The following is a 16699-nucleotide window of genomic DNA, read 5'->3' as shown; positions in this document are numbered from 1 at the left end:
TTAATACATAATTAATAAACAATTTACATTATCAACACCTGTCAAAACAGGTTTTTATTAGGAGTTATCATGGTAGAAGTCTTTTTAAATAATTCAACAAAAAAGATAGAAGGTAGATACCATCAAAGCAAAGATACCAATGCACCAGTTGTGCTAATTTTACATCATCACCCTCAATATGGTGGTAGTATGGATAGTAAGATTATACATACTATATATGAATCTTTTATCGATAATAACTTTTCTGCATTGACAATTAATTTTCGTGGTGTCGGAAAATCTACCGGAACTTTTGATAAGGGTATAGGAGAATTAACTGATGCTGCAGTAGCTATTGATTGGCTTCAGGAGCATAACTCTAACAATGTTCCAATTTGGATAGTTGGTTTTTCTTTTGGAGCATGGGTAGCTATGCAATTGACAATGCGCCGTCCAGAGATAGTAAGTTTTGTTGCCCTTTCTCTTCCAGCAACTAAGTACGATTTCTCTTTTCTCTCTCCTTGCCCAGTTCCTGGACTTATAATACAAAGTAATAATGATACAATTTCAGAAGAAAGCGATGTAACAGAATTAGCACAAAGGTTAATAAATTCGGTAAAAAATAACCATATGGAATACCATATAGTAGACGATACTAACCACTTTTTAAGGGATAAAGAAGAGGAAGTAGCTCAAATTATAGATAATTATATAAAACTACGCTTAAACAGTGCAGTCACTTCCTCCAAAAAAGTTAAAAAAGAGATAAGGGTAAAAGAATATGCCTAACTTTACAAATGAGAGAAATGAACGTATTAATATAAATAAAAAAAGTCTTGTTATGTTTAGGCAATTATTATTTCTCGTTTTAGCAATGTTTATGCTGTCAGGATGCTTTCTAAGTAAACAGCGTAAGTTAAAGAGTCCGTGTATAAAAAATAATGAAAGCATTTCATGCGAATTACACTCTGTTAATGACCATTGGTTAAATAAGTACAAGTTATAGGTAGCTTTGTATTGTACTGTTTCTTCCATTTACAGCTTTACTAATGATCGGTTTTTTAACTGAAAAATGTGATCTGCTTTTTCTGCAAGGATATAGTTGTGTGTTACTATAAGCATAGAGCTGTTATTTTCCTTTACATATGAATGTAACAGCAAAAATACATTCAAAGAATTTGTTGGGTCTAAATTTCCCGTTGGCTCATCTGCAAGTAAAAGCTTTGGAGAGTTTACAATGCTTCTTGCAATTGCAACCCTCTGCCTTTCTCCACCAGAAATTTCAGATACCATACTACTTGCTTTATTTTCCAGACCAAATTTTTCTAATATTGCTTGCGATTTTTTTTTTGCTTCAGCTTTGCTTTTTCCTGCAATGAGCTGAGGAAGCATAACGTTTTCCAACACTGATAACTCTTGTAATAAATAGTGAAATTGATAAACAAAGCTAAGAAAATTTCTTCTTACATGAGTTTTATGCTTATTACTGGCTTGTGTGCAATTTATTCCATCTATCGTCACTATACCTAAAGTTGGCTCATCCAATAGACCCGCAATTTGCAATATAGTTGTTTTTCCTGATCCTGAACTACCAATCAATGCAACTACTTGCCCTCTTGTAATCTTCAGGTTGATATCTTCTACAATAGCAGGACTTTTTTTGAAGCTCTTACTTACAGAAGCTAGCTCTAGTGTTACACCACCACCCATATTATAAAAAGATCCAGGAGGGAGAATTAGACCGAGAAACTGTTACCACAACCACATCGAGACTTAGCGAGAGCATTCTTGATTTGAAAACCAGAACCACTTAGATCTTCAGTATAATCTATAGTTGAGTTATTTAAAAATTTCGCTGAACAATTATCAACCATTAATACAGGGTTTCCATTCTCATCATTAATTACTATATCTTTACCTTTTTCACTAAAACTGGAGTGGCTTCTATAATCCTCGCTATCTTCGTCATCGTCAAAATCGTCGTCTTCATCATCGTCAAAATCGTCATCCAAAGACATCTTCTTATTTATTTGATCCATAAGAAAATTATACTTGAAGCCAGAGCATCCACCACCTGAAACTGCAACCCGCAAAATAGAACTCTCATCTCCTTCCTGTTCTACAAGGGAGTGGATTTTCCTTAATGCATTGTCAGTTAAGCTAATATTGTAATCTGTTGACATAACAACCACCGTTCATTATTGATAACCTATTATAGTAGAAATTTTACATGTCAAACAATAATTTTCTATTAAGTTACGCGTGCTTTCCAAATAAAACAAAAGGAAGAAATTTCAAAGAGCCAGAAGACAAAAATCGCAGCTGTTTTCAGCGTGATAGGGACCGCATTATTCACTCTAATGCGTTTAGGAAACTAGGATACAAAACACAAGTTTTTATCAATTATGAGCATGATTACTATCGTACTCGGCTAACTCATAGCCTTGAAGTTGCACAAATTGCAAGATCCATCGCACGCAGGCTCAGATTAGATGAGGACATCACCGAATGCATAGCGCTTGCACATGACCTTGGTCATCCTCCATTTGGTCACACAGGTGAGAATGCTCTAGTTCAAGTTGATAAGGAGAAGTATGAGTTTGATCATAATGTTCAAGCTATAAGGATTTTAACTTATCTTGAACAAAAACATGCTGATTTTGATGGTATGAATCTAAGTTGGGAAGTGATTGAAGGCGTTGCAAAGCATAACGGTCCTTTACTCGGTCAAAATGCGGTATCTCAAACAAATAATCAGCTGTTATTAGAATGCAATGAAAAATATGATCTAAAGCTTGAAGAATTTTCAAGCATTGAAGCACAAGTTGCTTCGATTGCTGATGACATCGCTTACAGTGTGCATGATCTTGATGATGCACTCAGGGCAAATTTAGTAACCATCGCAGATTTGCTTGATGTTCCTTTAATTGGCAAAATGTTCAAAGAAGTAAAAAGCGAATATTCAGAATTGGCTCAAAGCAAACTCATACATGAATCACTGAGTAGAACTATAGGAATTATGATAAATGATGTCGTTTTTCAGACCGAAAGAAATATTGAAGATCACAAAATAAAAAGTGTAGAAGATGTAAGGAGCTTGAATAATATGCTAGTCACATTTTCACCAGAAGTTGCAAATGCCACAAAAGAGATGAAAAAATTCAACATGGAAAAAATATACAGAAGTTATAAACTGGCCAGAACAATGAACAAAGCAAAACGTATAGTACAGGAGCTTTTTCAATGTTTTTATGAAAACCCAAGGTTATTACCCACAGAGTGGAACAAGCTTGCCTGTGAATCTCAGCGTTCAGTAATAATATGTGACTACATCTCAGGTATGACAGATAGATTTGCCATACACGAGCACAGAAGAATTTTTGATACCTCATACGAAATGACTTCTTTCTAATGACCGATGATTATTTCATGTCGATCGCATTAAAGCTCGCAGAAAAAAGTCTTGGAGGTGTTGCACCAAACCCTGCTGTTGGGTGTGTCATTGTAAAAGACGGTATGTTAATTGGTGAAGGCTACACAGGAATCGGTGGGCGCCCACATGCAGAAGTAGTTGCTTTGCAAAATGCTAAAGATTTAACTCATGGTGCAACTATGTACGTCACTCTTGAACCATGCTGCCACTTTGGAGTTACAGAACCTTGCACTGCAGAAATCATAAAATCAGGAATAAGAAAGGTAGTAATTGCAACTATTGACCCAGATAGTAGAGTTTCAGGTGGAGGAATTAAAGCTCTGAAAGAAGTAGGAATTGAAGTAAAGCAAGGGATCATGCAGAAAGAAGCAGAGAAACTGAATGTTGGCTTTTTTACCACCAAGAAACTCCATAGACCATTCATAGCTTGCAAAATTGCAACAACTCTTGACGGAAAAATTGCAGCATTTACAGGCGATAGCAAATGGATAACAAGTGAAGATACGAGAAATTGGGTACATGAGCTCAGAGCAAAATATGATGCAATTATGATTGGCAGTAGTACCCTTATCAATGACGATCCTCTCTTAACTTGCAGATTACCAGGACTCGAAGACAGGTCGCCAATAAGGCTAATTATCGATAGCCAAGGGAAATTGAAGGAAGAGCATAATATTGCAAAGACTGCAGACAAAGTAATCACTTGGGTGATTACAAATAAAGAAGTAGAGGAAAAAATAAAAAACATTAATTATTTGATAGTCAATTCAAATCACAAACCTCCTGTTATTCCAGATGTTACCCCAACACACTCTCCTGTCATTCCAATACCTTCTCCTGTCATCCCAGTGCCCAGACACTGGGATCCAGAAAACTTCAAGCAATTGCATAATGAAAACTGGTCACGCGCTGGAATGACATCGGAGCCTGACATTATCGATAAAGTCTGCCTAAAAGACATGGCATCAAAACTTGTTTCAGAAATTGGCATAACAAGGTTATTAGTTGAAGGTGGAGGAGTGTTAATCACAGAGCTACTGAAGCATAGTTTAATCGACAGGTTGATAATCTGTCGCAGTGGTAAAATTCTAGGTAATGATGCCATTCCTTTTATAGGAGATTTAGGGATTCAATCCATCAATGAATGTTATCGGTTCAAAAAAGCAGAAGTAATAGACTTTGATGAGGATGTAGTTGAGATGTGGGATAGATCATAGTAACCTTTACATGCTCAAATGAAAAAAAGAGGTAGAAGTCTCTACCTCTTTACCATTTAGTTTATTTGAAATCCTTTATCTTTAAATGCTTGAACAACTGTAGAATCTTCTAATGAAGCCTTAAATGGTGTCCGTTCAGCAGAGCGGCAAAATAAGGTAGACAAAGCAAGATAATAAAGATAATCATAGGGTAAATATGAGGTAATATGGTAAACCTTTTAGAACTCTGCAAAAATTTACAGCAAAAAATAGAAAAGTTAGAAGCAAAAATAGAAAGATTGGAAAGAGAGAATGAAAGTTTAAAAGCAGAGCATGAGGCTTTAAAGATAGAGAACGCTGAATTAAAGGAAAGGCTAGGTTTAAATTCAAAAAACTCATCAATTCCCAATTCAAAAGAATTATACAAAATGAAAAAGGAAAAGCCAAAAAGCGAAAGAAAGATTGGTGGTCAAGTTGGGCATAAGGGTAATTATCGTGCTAAAATGGAAGCAGATGAGGTGATAAAGATAGAGTTGTCACCTACTTGCGAATGCGGAGGGAAGATTGCAATATGCGAAAAACCTTATATTCATCAGAAAGTAGATCTTCCGGAGATTAAGGCTTATGTAATGGAATATCAGTTGGAACATGGCCGTTGTCAGAGATGCGGAAAAAGAAGAAGTAGCAAGTTACCAGAGGGTGTTACGCCAGATACATTTGGCCCAAGGGTTAAGTCAGTAGTTGCAGCACTCAGTGGGTTTTATAAAAATTCAAAGCGCGAAGTAGCTAGCATCATAAATGATATCTTCAATTTGAACATAAGCGTCGGTAGCATATCAAATAGTGAACATAGAGTTGCTTCAAAATGCAAAAAAATGTATGAGCAGATCGAACAAGAGATAAGTAGGAGTAAAGTTCTACATATTGATGAAACGAGCCATTATAACAAAGGTAAACTCGCTTGGTGTTGGATGTTTGCAAGCAATACGGCAAGTTTTGTGAAGTTGACAGAGTCAAGGGGAATGAAAGTTTTAAAAAATAGTGTATGCTGCAATCGTAATAGCTTGGTAGTAACCGACAGATATGCAGCATACAACTACTTTGCTGATGAAAGAAGGCAAATCTGTTGGGCACACTTAGCAAGGGATTTTGAAAGATTAGCGCATAGTTGGAAATTTGAAGTTAAAGTTCTGGGCTGTTACTTGAGAAATGTAGCCACTGAGTTATTTGCACTGAAAAAAGCTTTACTAAAAAATGAGATAGATGTTTCAAGATTTATTAGACGTGCCAAGAAATTGCGAAAACGTACAAGGTATTATTTGAAGGAAATATCTCGCTTACCTGAAGCAATTGGAGCGTCTCGAGTTGCAAAGAATATTTTGAAATCTGAAAGAATGATGTGGAAATTTTTAGATGACCCAGAAAATACTCCGCTGACAAATAATCACGCTGAACGGCAAATACGGCATTATGTCGTTTATCGCAAAAATTCATATTTTACACAATCAGAACGAGGAAACTCATTCCTTGAGCAAATAATTTCGTTATACTTAACATGGAAACAGAGGAGGCTAAACCCTTTTCACAATCTTCTATCTATCGTTTCTTAAACCACTCTGCTGAACGGATACCCTTAAATGTTTCATTAAACTTACTTAAATCCAGTTTTTCAGCCAATTTCGTATTAACTTCAGACTTGTCAGCTTTGTTATTCAACTCATCTTTAGTAGCTAAATCTTTAATTTTTCCTTCAACTTCTGTTTTAGCTGTTTCAGCACCTGTTTTAGCTTCTTCAGCTTTCTGAGCTGCTGTTTCAGCACCTGTTTTAGCTTCTTCAGCTTTCTGAGCTGCTGTTTCAGCTGCTGATTTGGCTTCACTTATTTCTTCATTCTTATACATTTGCTGATATGAAGCATAAGCTGCTGCAGCAAAATATACAGCGGCAATAAATAGAACTGCAATTCCAGCAGGGCTAGCAATAAGCGCTAAAGACGCAGGGCTAGCAATAAGTGCTAAAGACGCAGGTCCAGCAATTACTTTAGTAGCAATCAATACTGTTGTTATTGCTGCTGCTAAAGATGCAGTTGCAACTGTAAATTCAATACTCATTTTTGTTATAGGTGCTGTGTTTTTTAGTTTCCATATACTTGCAGGCATAATAACTTCCTCCTTAATTAAGGTTTATAAAAAGTTAATTGTATATTAACAATGCACACTAGTCAAGCATTTGTATTAACAACTCAATATTTTATCTACTTTCTAAATTGTTACTAATTATATAAGATTGATACATGGTAAATGGCTGGCTGAATCTTGATAAACCAACAGGAATGAGTTCTGCACAAGCTGTAACTCAAATTAAAAGGATTTTTGGAATAAAAAAAGCCGGACATTTGGGAACACTTGATCCTTTGGCTTCAGGTGTATTACCAATCGCTCTTGGTGAAGCAACAAAAACTATACCGTATTTATCTTGTGACTTAAAGGCATACAATTTCACAATCAAATGGGGAAAACAAACAACTACGGATGATTTGGGTGGTGATATCATTAGAACTAGCGATATAAAACCCGAATATAACCAAATAAACTGTGCGATTAAGGATTTTATTGGTGAGATAACACAAACTCCTCCTCAATTTTCAGCAGTGAAAATCAAGGGAGCAAGAGCATATAAATTAGCAAGAAGTGGGCAAAAGGTAAATATAAAGCCCCGGCAAGTCAAAATACATGAACTGAAGCTGATATTCTTGGACACTATAAATAATAGTGCTGATTTTTCTATGACGTGTGGTAGCGGCGTATATGTAAGATCAATTGCAAGAGATCTTGGAGTCACATTAAATTGCTTTGGACACATTACAAAATTAAGAAGAACGATGGTAGGTGATTTTAAGGAAGATGAATCAGTGACAATTGAGCAACTTACTAAAAAAAACACAACAACTTACTCTCCCCAGTGCTTGACACTGGATACAAATACTTACAAATCATGTAATGGACAAAAGATTCTAGGAGCATATGTCAAAAACAATGTTCGTGATGAAATAGACTGGATCCCAGTGTCAAGCACTGGGATAGCAGAAGATGATGGAGGTAATACAAAAGGCTTCATCATCCCCATTGAATCGGCTTTAAAATCGATGTTCAAAGTTGAAATTTCCTTAGAGGAAGCGGAGAAAATCAGAAAAGGTCAAGAAATTATATTAAATAACTTGCGTAATTTAAAGAATCATGATATTTTTTGTACGATAGTGGGTAATGTACCTATTGCAATTTGCAGTTTTACTCATGGTTATGTGAAGCCTATTCGTGTTTTTAATATTTTGAAATGAGGTTTAGATGTCAATAACATCCCAAAAGAAAAAAAGTTTGATTAGTACATATGCAATTAAAGAAGATGATACAGGTTCATCTTTTGTACAGTGTGCAATTTTAACCGAGAGGATCAGTAATTTAACTGAGCATTTTAAAGCGCATAAGCATGACCATAATTCTAAGCGCGGTTTACTTATATTGATAGGTAGAAGGCGCAAGCACTTAAATTATATAAAACGTAAATTTGGTAATGAAGCCTATCAAGAGTTAATAGAGAAGTTAGGCATTAGAAAATAATCGAGGAATTTTGTATGTTTGAAATTATAAAAAAATCTATAGATTGGGAGGGGCGTACCTTATCTTTAGAAACTGGGAAAATAGCACGTCAAGCTGATGGTTCAGTAGTTGTAAATTATGGAGATACTTCTATCTTAGTCACTGTTGTACGAAAAAAGAAGGAAGAAAGTGTTGATTTTCTCCCTTTAAATGTGCAGTTTATTGCAAAAAGTTATGCCATGGGTAAGATTCCTGGTGGTTTTTTTAAAAGAGAAGGAAAACCATCTGATAGAGAAACTTTAATTTCAAGAGTAATAGACAGAAGTATAAGGCCGTTATTTCCTGAAGGTTTTCATGATGAAATTAGTGTAGTATGTAATCTGTTAACTTACGATACGGTCAATTCTCCTGAAGTACCAGCATTAATAGGTACCGTCGCAGCTCTTGCAATTTCTGGTGTTCCTTTCCACTTTACTATAGCTGGAGTTATGGTCGGTTGTGATGAAAATAACAATTATATACTCAATCCTTCCGTTCAAGAGATGAAAGCAAGCAACTTGGATCTGTTTTTGTCTGGTGATGAAAATTCGATCTTAATGGTCGAATCGGAAGTCAAAGAGCTCTCTGAAGAAAATGTTTTAAACGCAATAAAATTTGGTCATGAACACCTTCAACCTGTTATTAAGCTCATAAAAGAATTTGCTGATACAGTTGGCAATAAACCTGAAAGCTTTGCTCCTATTGATATATCAGATATAACTCAAGAACTTGAAAAATATCGAAAAGACTTTGAAGAAGCATATTCAAAAACAGTAAAACAAGAGCGAGTTCAAGCTCTAGAAGTAGTCAGGAATAATATATTGAATACTCTTAAAGAGGCTGGAAAAGACGAAAAGTTAATTACTTATGCAGTAAAAAGCTTTGAAAGATCTTTAGTGCGTGAAATGATTAGAAGGAAAAGTGTGAGGATAGACAGCCGTAAGTATGATGAAATACGCCAGATAGAAATTGAGGCTGACATTCTACCCAAGACTCACGGTTCTGCGCTATTTACAAGGGGTACCACTCAGGCACTAGTTGTTACTGCTCTTGGTACTACACAAGATGAGCAAATTGTGGATGACATTGAAGGGGATAGACGTGAACATTTTATGTTGCATTATAATTTTCCTCCATTTGCTGTTGGAGAGGCTTCTGCTATACGCGCACCAGGAAGGAGAGAAATTGGTCATGGTAAACTTGCTTGGAAAGCAATTCATCCTGTTTTACCTGATAAATCTGAATTTCCTTATACAATAAGGGTAGTATCTGAGATTATGGAATCTGATGGTTCTTCTTCTATGGCAACAGTTTGTGGAACTTCCATTGCATTAATGGATACAGGTGTGCCAATAAAGGCTCCTGTTGCAGGAATTGCTATGGGTCTCATCAAAGACAAAAATGAGCATATAATACTTTCTGATATACTGGGCGATGAAGACTATCTTGGTGATATGGACTTCAAAGTAGCAGGAACTAGCGAAGGGATTACAGCACTGCAGATGGATATGAAAATTCCTGGTATAAGCTTTGAAATTGTTGAAAAATCTTTAGAACAAGCAAAAGTCGGAAGATTACATATCTTAGAAAAAATGAATGCAGTAATTTCAGAACATCGTAAGGATATAAAAGATCATGTACCAAGAGTGTTATCGTTTTATATAGATAAAGATAAAATTTCTGCAGCTATTGGTGCTAAAGGAAAAAATATACGCAGTGTATGTGAAAGAAGTAATGCAAAAATTGAAATAGGGGATGACGGTAAAGTTTCTGTTTTTGCCATTAGTAGTACTGAAGCTGAAGCTGCAAAGAATATGATGATTGATTCAATAACAGAGCTAGAACAAGGTTCTATAATTGATGCTAAAGTTGTAAAGATAGAGAAGTCTATTGTAGAGCTAGAACTTCTTAATGGAAGAAAAGGAAAAATGCATATAAGCGAGGTAGCTAATCAACATGTAGAGTCCATTGAGGATATACTTAAACAGGGTGATACCTTCAAAGCTTTGATAATTGACTTTGAAAAAGGTGGATGTCCAAAATTATCAAGACGTCGTGTTGATCAAGAAACAGGTGAATTTTTTGAAGGTAAGCTTTACAATGAAGAAAGGAGAGATGGTTTAAATAATAGGGATAATTATTATAACAACTCGTTTAATAAAAAACCTGGAGATAATTATCATAGTAATAGACCTACTCGTCCTCGTTCTGGTTTTAGTAATAGAAACAGACCAAAATTTGGTAATAATGACTCATCATCAGGTTTCTATTGAGGTTGAACTTACTTTCTATTATCTCAGTGTCGAAGCACTGGGATAATAGGAATTTTTAAAACTGACAAGATAACAAAAATGGTTTGTGGTATCCGTTCAGCAGAGTGGTTTAAGAAACGATAGATAGAAGATTGTGAAAAGGGTTTAGCCTCCTCTGTTTCCATGTTAAGTATAACGAAATTATTTGCTCAAGGAATGAGTTTCCTCGTTCTGATTGTGTAAAATATGAATTTTTGCGATAAACGACATAATGCCGTATTTGCCGTTCAGCGTGATTATTTGTCAGCGGAGTATTTTCTGGGTCATCTAAAAATTTCCACATCATTCTTTCAGATTTCAAAATATTCTTTGCAACTCGAGACGCTCCAATTGCTTCAGGTAAGCGAGATATTTCCTTCAAATAATACCTTGTACGTTTTCGCAATTTCTTGGCACGTCTAATAAATCTTGAAACATCTATCTCATTTTTTAGTAAAGCTTTTTTCAGTGCAAATAACTCAGTGGCTACATTTCTCAAGTAACAGCCCAGAACTTTAACTTCAAATTTCCAACTATGCGCTAATCTTTCAAAATCCCTTGCTAAGTGTGCCCAACAGATTTGCCTTCTTTCATTAGCAAAGTAGTTGTATGCTGCATATCTGTCGGTTACTACCAAGCTATTACGATTGCAGCATACACTATTTTTTAAAACTTTCATTCCCCTTGACTCTGTCAACTTCACAAAACTTGCCGTATTGCTTGCAAACATCCAACACCAAGCGAGTTTACCTTTGTTATAATGGCTCGTTTCATCAATATGTAGAACTTTACTCCTACTTATCTCTTGTTCGATCTGCTCATACATTTTTTTGCATTTTGAAGCAACTCTATGTTCACTATTTGATATGCTACCGACGCTTATGTTCAAATTGAAGATATCATTTATGATGCTAGCTACTTCGCGCTTTGAATTTTTATAAAACCCACTGAGTGCTGCAACTACTGACTTAACCCTTGGGCCAAATGTATCTGGCGTAACACCCTCTGGTAACTTGCTACTTCTTCTTTTTCCGCATCTCTGACAACGGCCATGTTCCAACTGATATTCCATTACATAAGCCTTAATCTCCGGAAGATCTACTTTCTGATGAATATAAGGTTTTTCGCATATTGCAATCTTCCCTCCGCATTCGCAAGTAGGTGACAACTCTATCTTTATCACCTCATCTGCTTCCATTTTAGCACGATAATTACCCTTATGCCCAACTTGACCACCAATCTTTCTTTCGCTTTTTGGCTTTTCCTTTTTCATTTTGTATAATTCTTTTGAATTGGGAATTGATGAGTTTTTTGAATTTAAACCTAGCCTTTCCTTTAATTCAGCGTTCTCTATCTTTAAAGCCTCATGCTCTGCTTTTAAACTTTCATTCTCTCTTTCCAATCTTTCTATTTTTGCTTCTAACTTTTCTATTTTTTGCTGTAAATTTTTGCAGAGTTCTAAAAGGTTTACCATATTACCTCATATTTACCCTATGATTATCTTTATTATCTTGCTTTGTCTACCTTATTTTGCCGCTCTGCTGAACGGACACGGTTTGTGTTATCTGTAGGGTTATAACGAAAGATTTTTAAGATCGTTTATAGCCTTTTTCATGTCTTCAGCTTTAAATATTGCTGATCCAGCAACTAATATATTTGCACCTGCTTTTATTATATCAGCTGCGTTAGAAAAGTTAACTCCACCATCTACTGAAACTTGCGTTTTAAGGTTACGGTCCTGTATCATTTTCTTTATAATAGATATCTTGTGCAGCTGCAAATGAATAAACTCTTGTCCTCCAAATCCAGGATTAACTGTCATAATTAGCACAATATCTAGCTCATGTATTATATACTCAAGCACGCTTGGAGAAGTTGAAGGGACAATTGAAACTCCAACTTGTATTGTTTTTTTTGTATCATTTATGTTTTTATATGATTTTATCCTTTTTACTAGCCTCTCAAGATGTACCTCTGCTTCTGCATGTATAGTGATAATATCAGCACCAGCATTTATAAAGCTTTCAATATGGTCACCAGGAGATTTAACCATTAAGTGTACATCAAAAGGAAGATTGCTATATTTACGTATTGCAGAGATAACATTCGGACCTATTGTAATATTTGGAACAAAATTTCCATCCATAACGTCTATGTGTATATAATCTACATCCAAGTCGCTAATTCTTTTTACTTCCTCTCCTAATTTTGCAAAGTCTGCTGAAAGTATAGAAGGTGCAATTTTTATACCCATGGGTTACTTTCTACCAAAAATAAAAAAGTAACTTATTTTTTAAACTCTGTCATCCCAATAACACATGAGTCTCATTTAGAAATTTTTTTATATCCTACGTGTAATTGCAACCTTTGAATTATCTTGTTCAGGTTGAACCATAAATAGTTTTCACCACAAAAAATTGTTAGCATAAGTAAAAAAACGTAGTGCTTGTAATTCATCCAATATTTTCCTCTGCCCATACATCTGGCCATTGTAATACTCATTAGACTTCTTTCTTCGCCTTTTCTAAATATTCCAACACAGTTTCATGCAGCGCAGTCCAAGACATTTTCTTTTCCATATTCGGTATAAATTTTTGTTTCCAAGTGTCCTTAAATTCTTGAAACCACTGCTTCTCAAAGTTTTGGAAATCAGATAAAACTTCTGACCTAAACCCATTAATTAAATTCGAGACTTCTATAGCCTTTTCAGGGCTTATAGACTTAAAAGACAATATTTCATTCTTTAAAACATCTAGCTTCTCAAATGAATTAAGCTTAAATGGAATATAAAGCGAGGATCTTATATTATACCTTAGATAAGAGTCGTAATATAGCTTAATCTTGTACATGAGCGTAGCAAATGCACTAGAAGAAATATTATTTTCATATTCTGCAAGAGAAGATAATAAACGCTTGTAATCCTCTTCATTCAAAAATGGTGGTTGTAAACTTGATTCAATTTTATTATTAAAAGATGTGAATCTGTTGAAAATACAATTACCATATTCGCTTAAAAATTCAGGCAAAATATCTTCCTGTTCTAATTTTAGAGGCAAGTCTTTTCTAATCTCTTTCGGCAAATGATGCATTGAAAACTGATTAATAACCCACGCAAAATTCTCATCAAACTCATTTGAGTAATCAGCATTATTGTCAGCGTTACCTTCTTTATCATTCCAAGGCAGTATTTTATAAAAAAAATTGTTCAACCTTTTTTTTAATTTCAAAATACTTTCACTCTTATCGCCTACCTTATATAAAACCTCTTCTACTTTTTGTCTTGCGTCTTGAGAACTGATTCTATCACCTATATGCAGTCCAATGCCATTTCTCTCCAATAACTCCCAATCAAACAACTTATGTGGGTCAGGTTTACGCATTGCGTAGCCTTCAATGGCTGAGTTATATACTATAGTACCTATTTCAGCGTGACTAAATATCATATCTTTTCTAATCTTAAAGCGCTTCATGAGGTACAAAATCAGATCTTTAACAGATTTCATTTGCTCTTCTGGAAAAGGCTCAAGCCCTGTGTTTACAATCTCTATACCTATAGAATAATCATTCAGTTTTCGTAGCTCTTCAATCACATTATCTACTTGAACTTTCGCATAACTTATACCAGCATGCCACGCTCGTTTTTCGAGTGGAACCATCAGAGTAATGCTACCATCCCTATCAACAATAAGCTGTACTGATATACCTGAAGAATTTAATGCGCATTTTGTGCTTTTTAATGTTGGTGATTCGGTATGATGCACCACCACCATCAACACTTTTTTGCCTTCCCTATCATCATAATTTGAATTTGACGCAGGATCTAAAAATATTGGATTTTTTAATGATGTTTTCAAATCTTGAAAATCGTTCTCGATATCAATTAAGCAAGATTGCTGTCCATATACAAGAGGCGCTACAAGCAGCAACAGAAATAAAACAGACAAACATTTTTTTACTATAAGTCTCATGCAGCTTTACAAATTGCCCACAATATAACTAAATTAACATAATACGCATAAAATGTTTACTTTTTTTCAGCTAATCAAGGCTTGCTACAGCTACAATTAGTACTTTTATCATTACATTTTGGTGTTAAGTCAGGATAGAACGTAAGTATAGCGTCATTCTTTCTCACAAACACTGATTGATAATTGGCATCTTCCATTTTATACAGACACATTCCATCTTCTCCCAATTCCTTAAACGCCTTAGTTGCAGAAACTAAAATATCATCAGCATGAAGGTTATGTGCATACCCATTTGGGCACTTAACTTTTACTTCTCCACCCTTACCTAAGTATTTCATTCCAAACGTGTAAACAGGTGGCTTAATATCTAATTTATTGCACAGAGATTTATTACCCCAAATTGCACCCGCCCACTTATTTTCTTGAGCTTCAACATATCTACCTACAAAATGCATACCACCAAGTCCCAATCTATCTGGTTCACCACAAAAAATATGTCCAAATCCTATAGTTTCTTTCTCAACTCCGCTATTTGTAAACCAAATCTTAGTCAATTCATCTTTAAATAACCCCAAGCCTGCATTTGGTGTAGCCACTTGATGATCGAGCTTATCGTATATCCTTTTCACCACTTCTTGATGCTGCGGACAATCGAGCAAAATTCTAAAATCTTCTTCATCAGGGTGTGTTCCCCAATCTCCACAAACTCTTAATACTCCTCTATCAAAATCAGTCAGCTCCGGAAGTGGTGGAATATAGTCTGGATCTGAAGAATCTGTTTTGAAAAACGGCTCAAAGCCAATTTGTGAATTTGCATCATTGAGATAATGCTCCTTAATGTAAAAAACAAATCCTATTACTGGTATTATTAAGCACAAGATTAACTTAGCTATTTTCGACATAATCATATTCATAAAGAAGCTAGGGTATAAGCAACAACTTAAAAAAGTTTTAATCTAATGTTGATCGCAGTCCTGGCATCTCATCACCACTTAGCCAACTTAAAAACGCTCCCCCACCAGTTGAAATATATGTAAAATCTTTATCGGCAAGACCTGCAGTATTTATTGCAGATAGACTATCTCCTCCTCCTATTACACTGGTTAATTTTCCTTCGTGTGTCAAATCACTTACTACTCTCATCACCTCTACTGTACCATTTGCAAAAGCTGAATGTTCAAAAACACCAATAGGTCCGTTCCACAGCAGAGTTTTACTGCTTGCTATTATACCGCTTATTGTGCTTAAAGTTTGAGGTCCGATATCTAAAATTATATCATCATCCAAAACGGATTCGGTTTTTCTTAAAACGCCAGTGCTATAATCAGAATTTACTGCAACCAAAACGTCTTCTGGCACAACTATTTTGCAATTGTTTTTATTTGCCGTCTCAACAATATCGTGCAGAAGATCATCAAAGTCATTTTGAAAAAAAGACTTGCCTATATTAACTTTATTAAATAACAAAAAATTATTAGCAATTGCGCCGCCCAGAATAAGGTAATCAACCTTTTCTGCTAGCTTTATAAGCATTTTTATTTTAGTTGATATTTTAGCTCCACCAACTATCGCAGTAATAGGTTTAGCGTCAAACGATATAGCTTGCTCAAGATACTTTAGCTCATCTTGCAAGCAAAATCCTGCATAAGAAGGTAAAAATTCCGTAATGCGTGAAATAGAAGCGTGAGCTCTGTGAGAGCAAGAAAACGCATCATTTATATATATATCTGCTAGAGATGCTAATTGTTTAGCAAAATTTGAATCATTCTGCTCTTCTTCTTTATAAAACCTCAGATTCTCTAGTAATATTATATCTCCTCCATCCATCGCATTTATTGCTCTTTGTACTCTCTCACCAATACAATCATCAATAAATTTCACTTCTTTGCTTAGCAGCCGCGATAAAGTTTCAACTACGTTTTTTAGCGATAAGTTACTGTCTTTGGCTTTTGGACGCCCAAAATGTGAGATAACAATAACTTTTGCACCCGCATTTGCCAAATACTGAATGGTAGGTAGCGCTCTCAAAATACGAGTGGCATCACAAATTCTTCCATTTTTTATAGGAACATTGAAGTCAACCCTGAGCAGAACATTTTTATTGTGAAAATCACAACTCTCTATGCTAGGTACATTTATCATAAAATTAAAGAGCTATAAAATCACTATACAATAGTTTAATCCAAAGTAAAGGAAGGA

Annotated in this window: 15 protein-coding genes; 7 read left to right on the top strand and 8 right to left on the bottom strand. The window is 35.2% G+C overall.

All coding sequences use genetic code 11. The annotated features are described in order from the left end of the window. Window positions 1-69: 69 nt before the first annotated feature. Window positions 70-768, top strand: coding sequence for an alpha/beta hydrolase (locus ACE38P_RS05410; RefSeq protein ID WP_010407025.1), 699 nt, complete (start codon window positions 70-72; stop codon window positions 766-768). A 246-nt stretch (window positions 769-1014) separates the two neighbouring features. Here the strand turns inward: ACE38P_RS05410 and ACE38P_RS05405 are convergent, their stop codons facing one another. Beyond that, window positions 1015-1689: an ABC transporter ATP-binding protein gene (locus ACE38P_RS05405; protein ID WP_374699651.1), complete on the bottom strand. Its 675-nt coding sequence runs from the start codon at window positions 1687-1689 to the stop codon at window positions 1015-1017. Between the two features lie 26 nt (window positions 1690-1715). Further along, window positions 1716-2162 carry a HesB/IscA family protein gene (locus tag ACE38P_RS05400; protein WP_007302232.1) on the bottom strand — a complete coding sequence of 149 codons (447 nt, stop codon included), beginning with the start codon at window positions 2160-2162 and terminating at the stop codon, window positions 1716-1718. A gap of 47 nt (window positions 2163-2209) precedes the next feature. Here ACE38P_RS05400 and ACE38P_RS05395 point away from each other — a divergent pair, with 47 nt between their 5' ends. The 3 genes from ACE38P_RS05395 (at window position 2210) to tnpC (ACE38P_RS05385) (ending at window position 6218) form a co-directional block, all read left to right on the top strand. Continuing rightward, window positions 2210-3391 (top strand): deoxyguanosinetriphosphate triphosphohydrolase, encoded by a 1182-nt coding sequence (locus ACE38P_RS05395; RefSeq protein WP_064085387.1) that lies wholly within the window; start codon window positions 2210-2212, stop codon window positions 3389-3391. Next, window positions 3391-4629 (top strand): bifunctional diaminohydroxyphosphoribosylaminopyrimidine deaminase/5-amino-6-(5-phosphoribosylamino)uracil reductase RibD, encoded by a 1239-nt coding sequence (gene ribD / locus ACE38P_RS05390; protein ID WP_374699650.1) that lies wholly within the window; start codon window positions 3391-3393, stop codon window positions 4627-4629. Before ACE38P_RS05395 ends, ribD begins: the two co-directional genes overlap by 1 nt. Window positions 4630-4835: 206 nt before the next feature. Then, window positions 4836-6218, top strand: a complete 1383-nt coding sequence (tnpC, locus tag ACE38P_RS05385; RefSeq protein WP_374699286.1) for an IS66 family transposase — start codon at window positions 4836-4838, stop codon at window positions 6216-6218. On the opposite strand, the gene ACE38P_RS05380 is transcribed toward tnpC (ACE38P_RS05385), so the two are convergent. After that, window positions 6205-6765 carry a hypothetical protein gene (locus tag ACE38P_RS05380; RefSeq protein WP_374699649.1) on the bottom strand — a complete coding sequence of 187 codons (561 nt, stop codon included), beginning with the start codon at window positions 6763-6765 and terminating at the stop codon, window positions 6205-6207. The two genes, tnpC (ACE38P_RS05385) and ACE38P_RS05380, sit on opposite strands and share 14 nt — an antisense overlap. A gap of 134 nt (window positions 6766-6899) precedes the next feature. On the opposite strand from ACE38P_RS05380, the gene truB reads away from it, so the two are divergent. From truB to pnp, 3 genes are read left to right on the top strand one after another with little or no spacing between them, the layout of a single operon-like run. After that, a complete protein-coding gene (gene truB / locus ACE38P_RS05375) occupies window positions 6900-7943 on the top strand; it encodes a tRNA pseudouridine(55) synthase TruB (protein WP_374699648.1) in 1044 nt (347 codons plus the stop codon). Between the two features lie 7 nt (window positions 7944-7950). Beyond that, on the top strand, window positions 7951-8223 hold the full coding sequence (gene rpsO, locus ACE38P_RS05370; RefSeq protein WP_007302237.1) for a 30S ribosomal protein S15: 273 nt from the start codon (window positions 7951-7953) through the stop codon (window positions 8221-8223). A 14-nt stretch (window positions 8224-8237) separates the two neighbouring features. Continuing rightward, window positions 8238-10514 (top strand): polyribonucleotide nucleotidyltransferase, encoded by a 2277-nt coding sequence (pnp, locus tag ACE38P_RS05365; RefSeq protein ID WP_374699647.1) that lies wholly within the window; start codon window positions 8238-8240, stop codon window positions 10512-10514. A 109-nt stretch (window positions 10515-10623) separates the two neighbouring features. Here the strand turns inward: pnp and tnpC (ACE38P_RS05360) are convergent, their stop codons facing one another. The 5 genes from tnpC (ACE38P_RS05360) to ACE38P_RS05340 all read right to left on the bottom strand — a co-directional run bounded on the left by tnpC (ACE38P_RS05360) (window position 10624) and on the right by ACE38P_RS05340 (window position 16639). Beyond that, complete coding sequence (tnpC, locus tag ACE38P_RS05360) at window positions 10624-12006, bottom strand: IS66 family transposase (protein ID WP_374699327.1); 1383 nt, start codon at window positions 12004-12006, stop codon at window positions 10624-10626. A gap of 99 nt (window positions 12007-12105) precedes the next feature. Beyond that, window positions 12106-12786 carry a ribulose-phosphate 3-epimerase gene (rpe, locus tag ACE38P_RS05355; protein ID WP_374699646.1) on the bottom strand — a complete coding sequence of 227 codons (681 nt, stop codon included), beginning with the start codon at window positions 12784-12786 and terminating at the stop codon, window positions 12106-12108. A gap of 247 nt (window positions 12787-13033) precedes the next feature. Beyond that, window positions 13034-14500: an N-acetylmuramoyl-L-alanine amidase gene (locus tag ACE38P_RS05350; RefSeq protein ID WP_264704538.1), complete on the bottom strand. Its 1467-nt coding sequence runs from the start codon at window positions 14498-14500 to the stop codon at window positions 13034-13036. 74 nt (window positions 14501-14574) lie between these two features. After that, window positions 14575-15402 carry an EndoU domain-containing protein gene (locus ACE38P_RS05345; RefSeq protein WP_264377212.1) on the bottom strand — a complete coding sequence of 276 codons (828 nt, stop codon included), beginning with the start codon at window positions 15400-15402 and terminating at the stop codon, window positions 14575-14577. Window positions 15403-15451: 49 nt separating this feature from the next. Next, a complete protein-coding gene (locus ACE38P_RS05340; RefSeq protein WP_374699828.1) occupies window positions 15452-16639 on the bottom strand; it encodes a phosphoglycerate kinase in 1188 nt (395 codons plus the stop codon). Window positions 16640-16699: the final 60 nt, after the last annotated feature.

The organism is Wolbachia endosymbiont (group A) of Limnophora tigrina (assembly GCF_964263225.1).
Taxonomy (GTDB): domain Bacteria; phylum Pseudomonadota; class Alphaproteobacteria; order Rickettsiales; family Anaplasmataceae; genus Wolbachia.
This window is presented reverse-complemented; position numbering and strand designations above follow the sequence as displayed.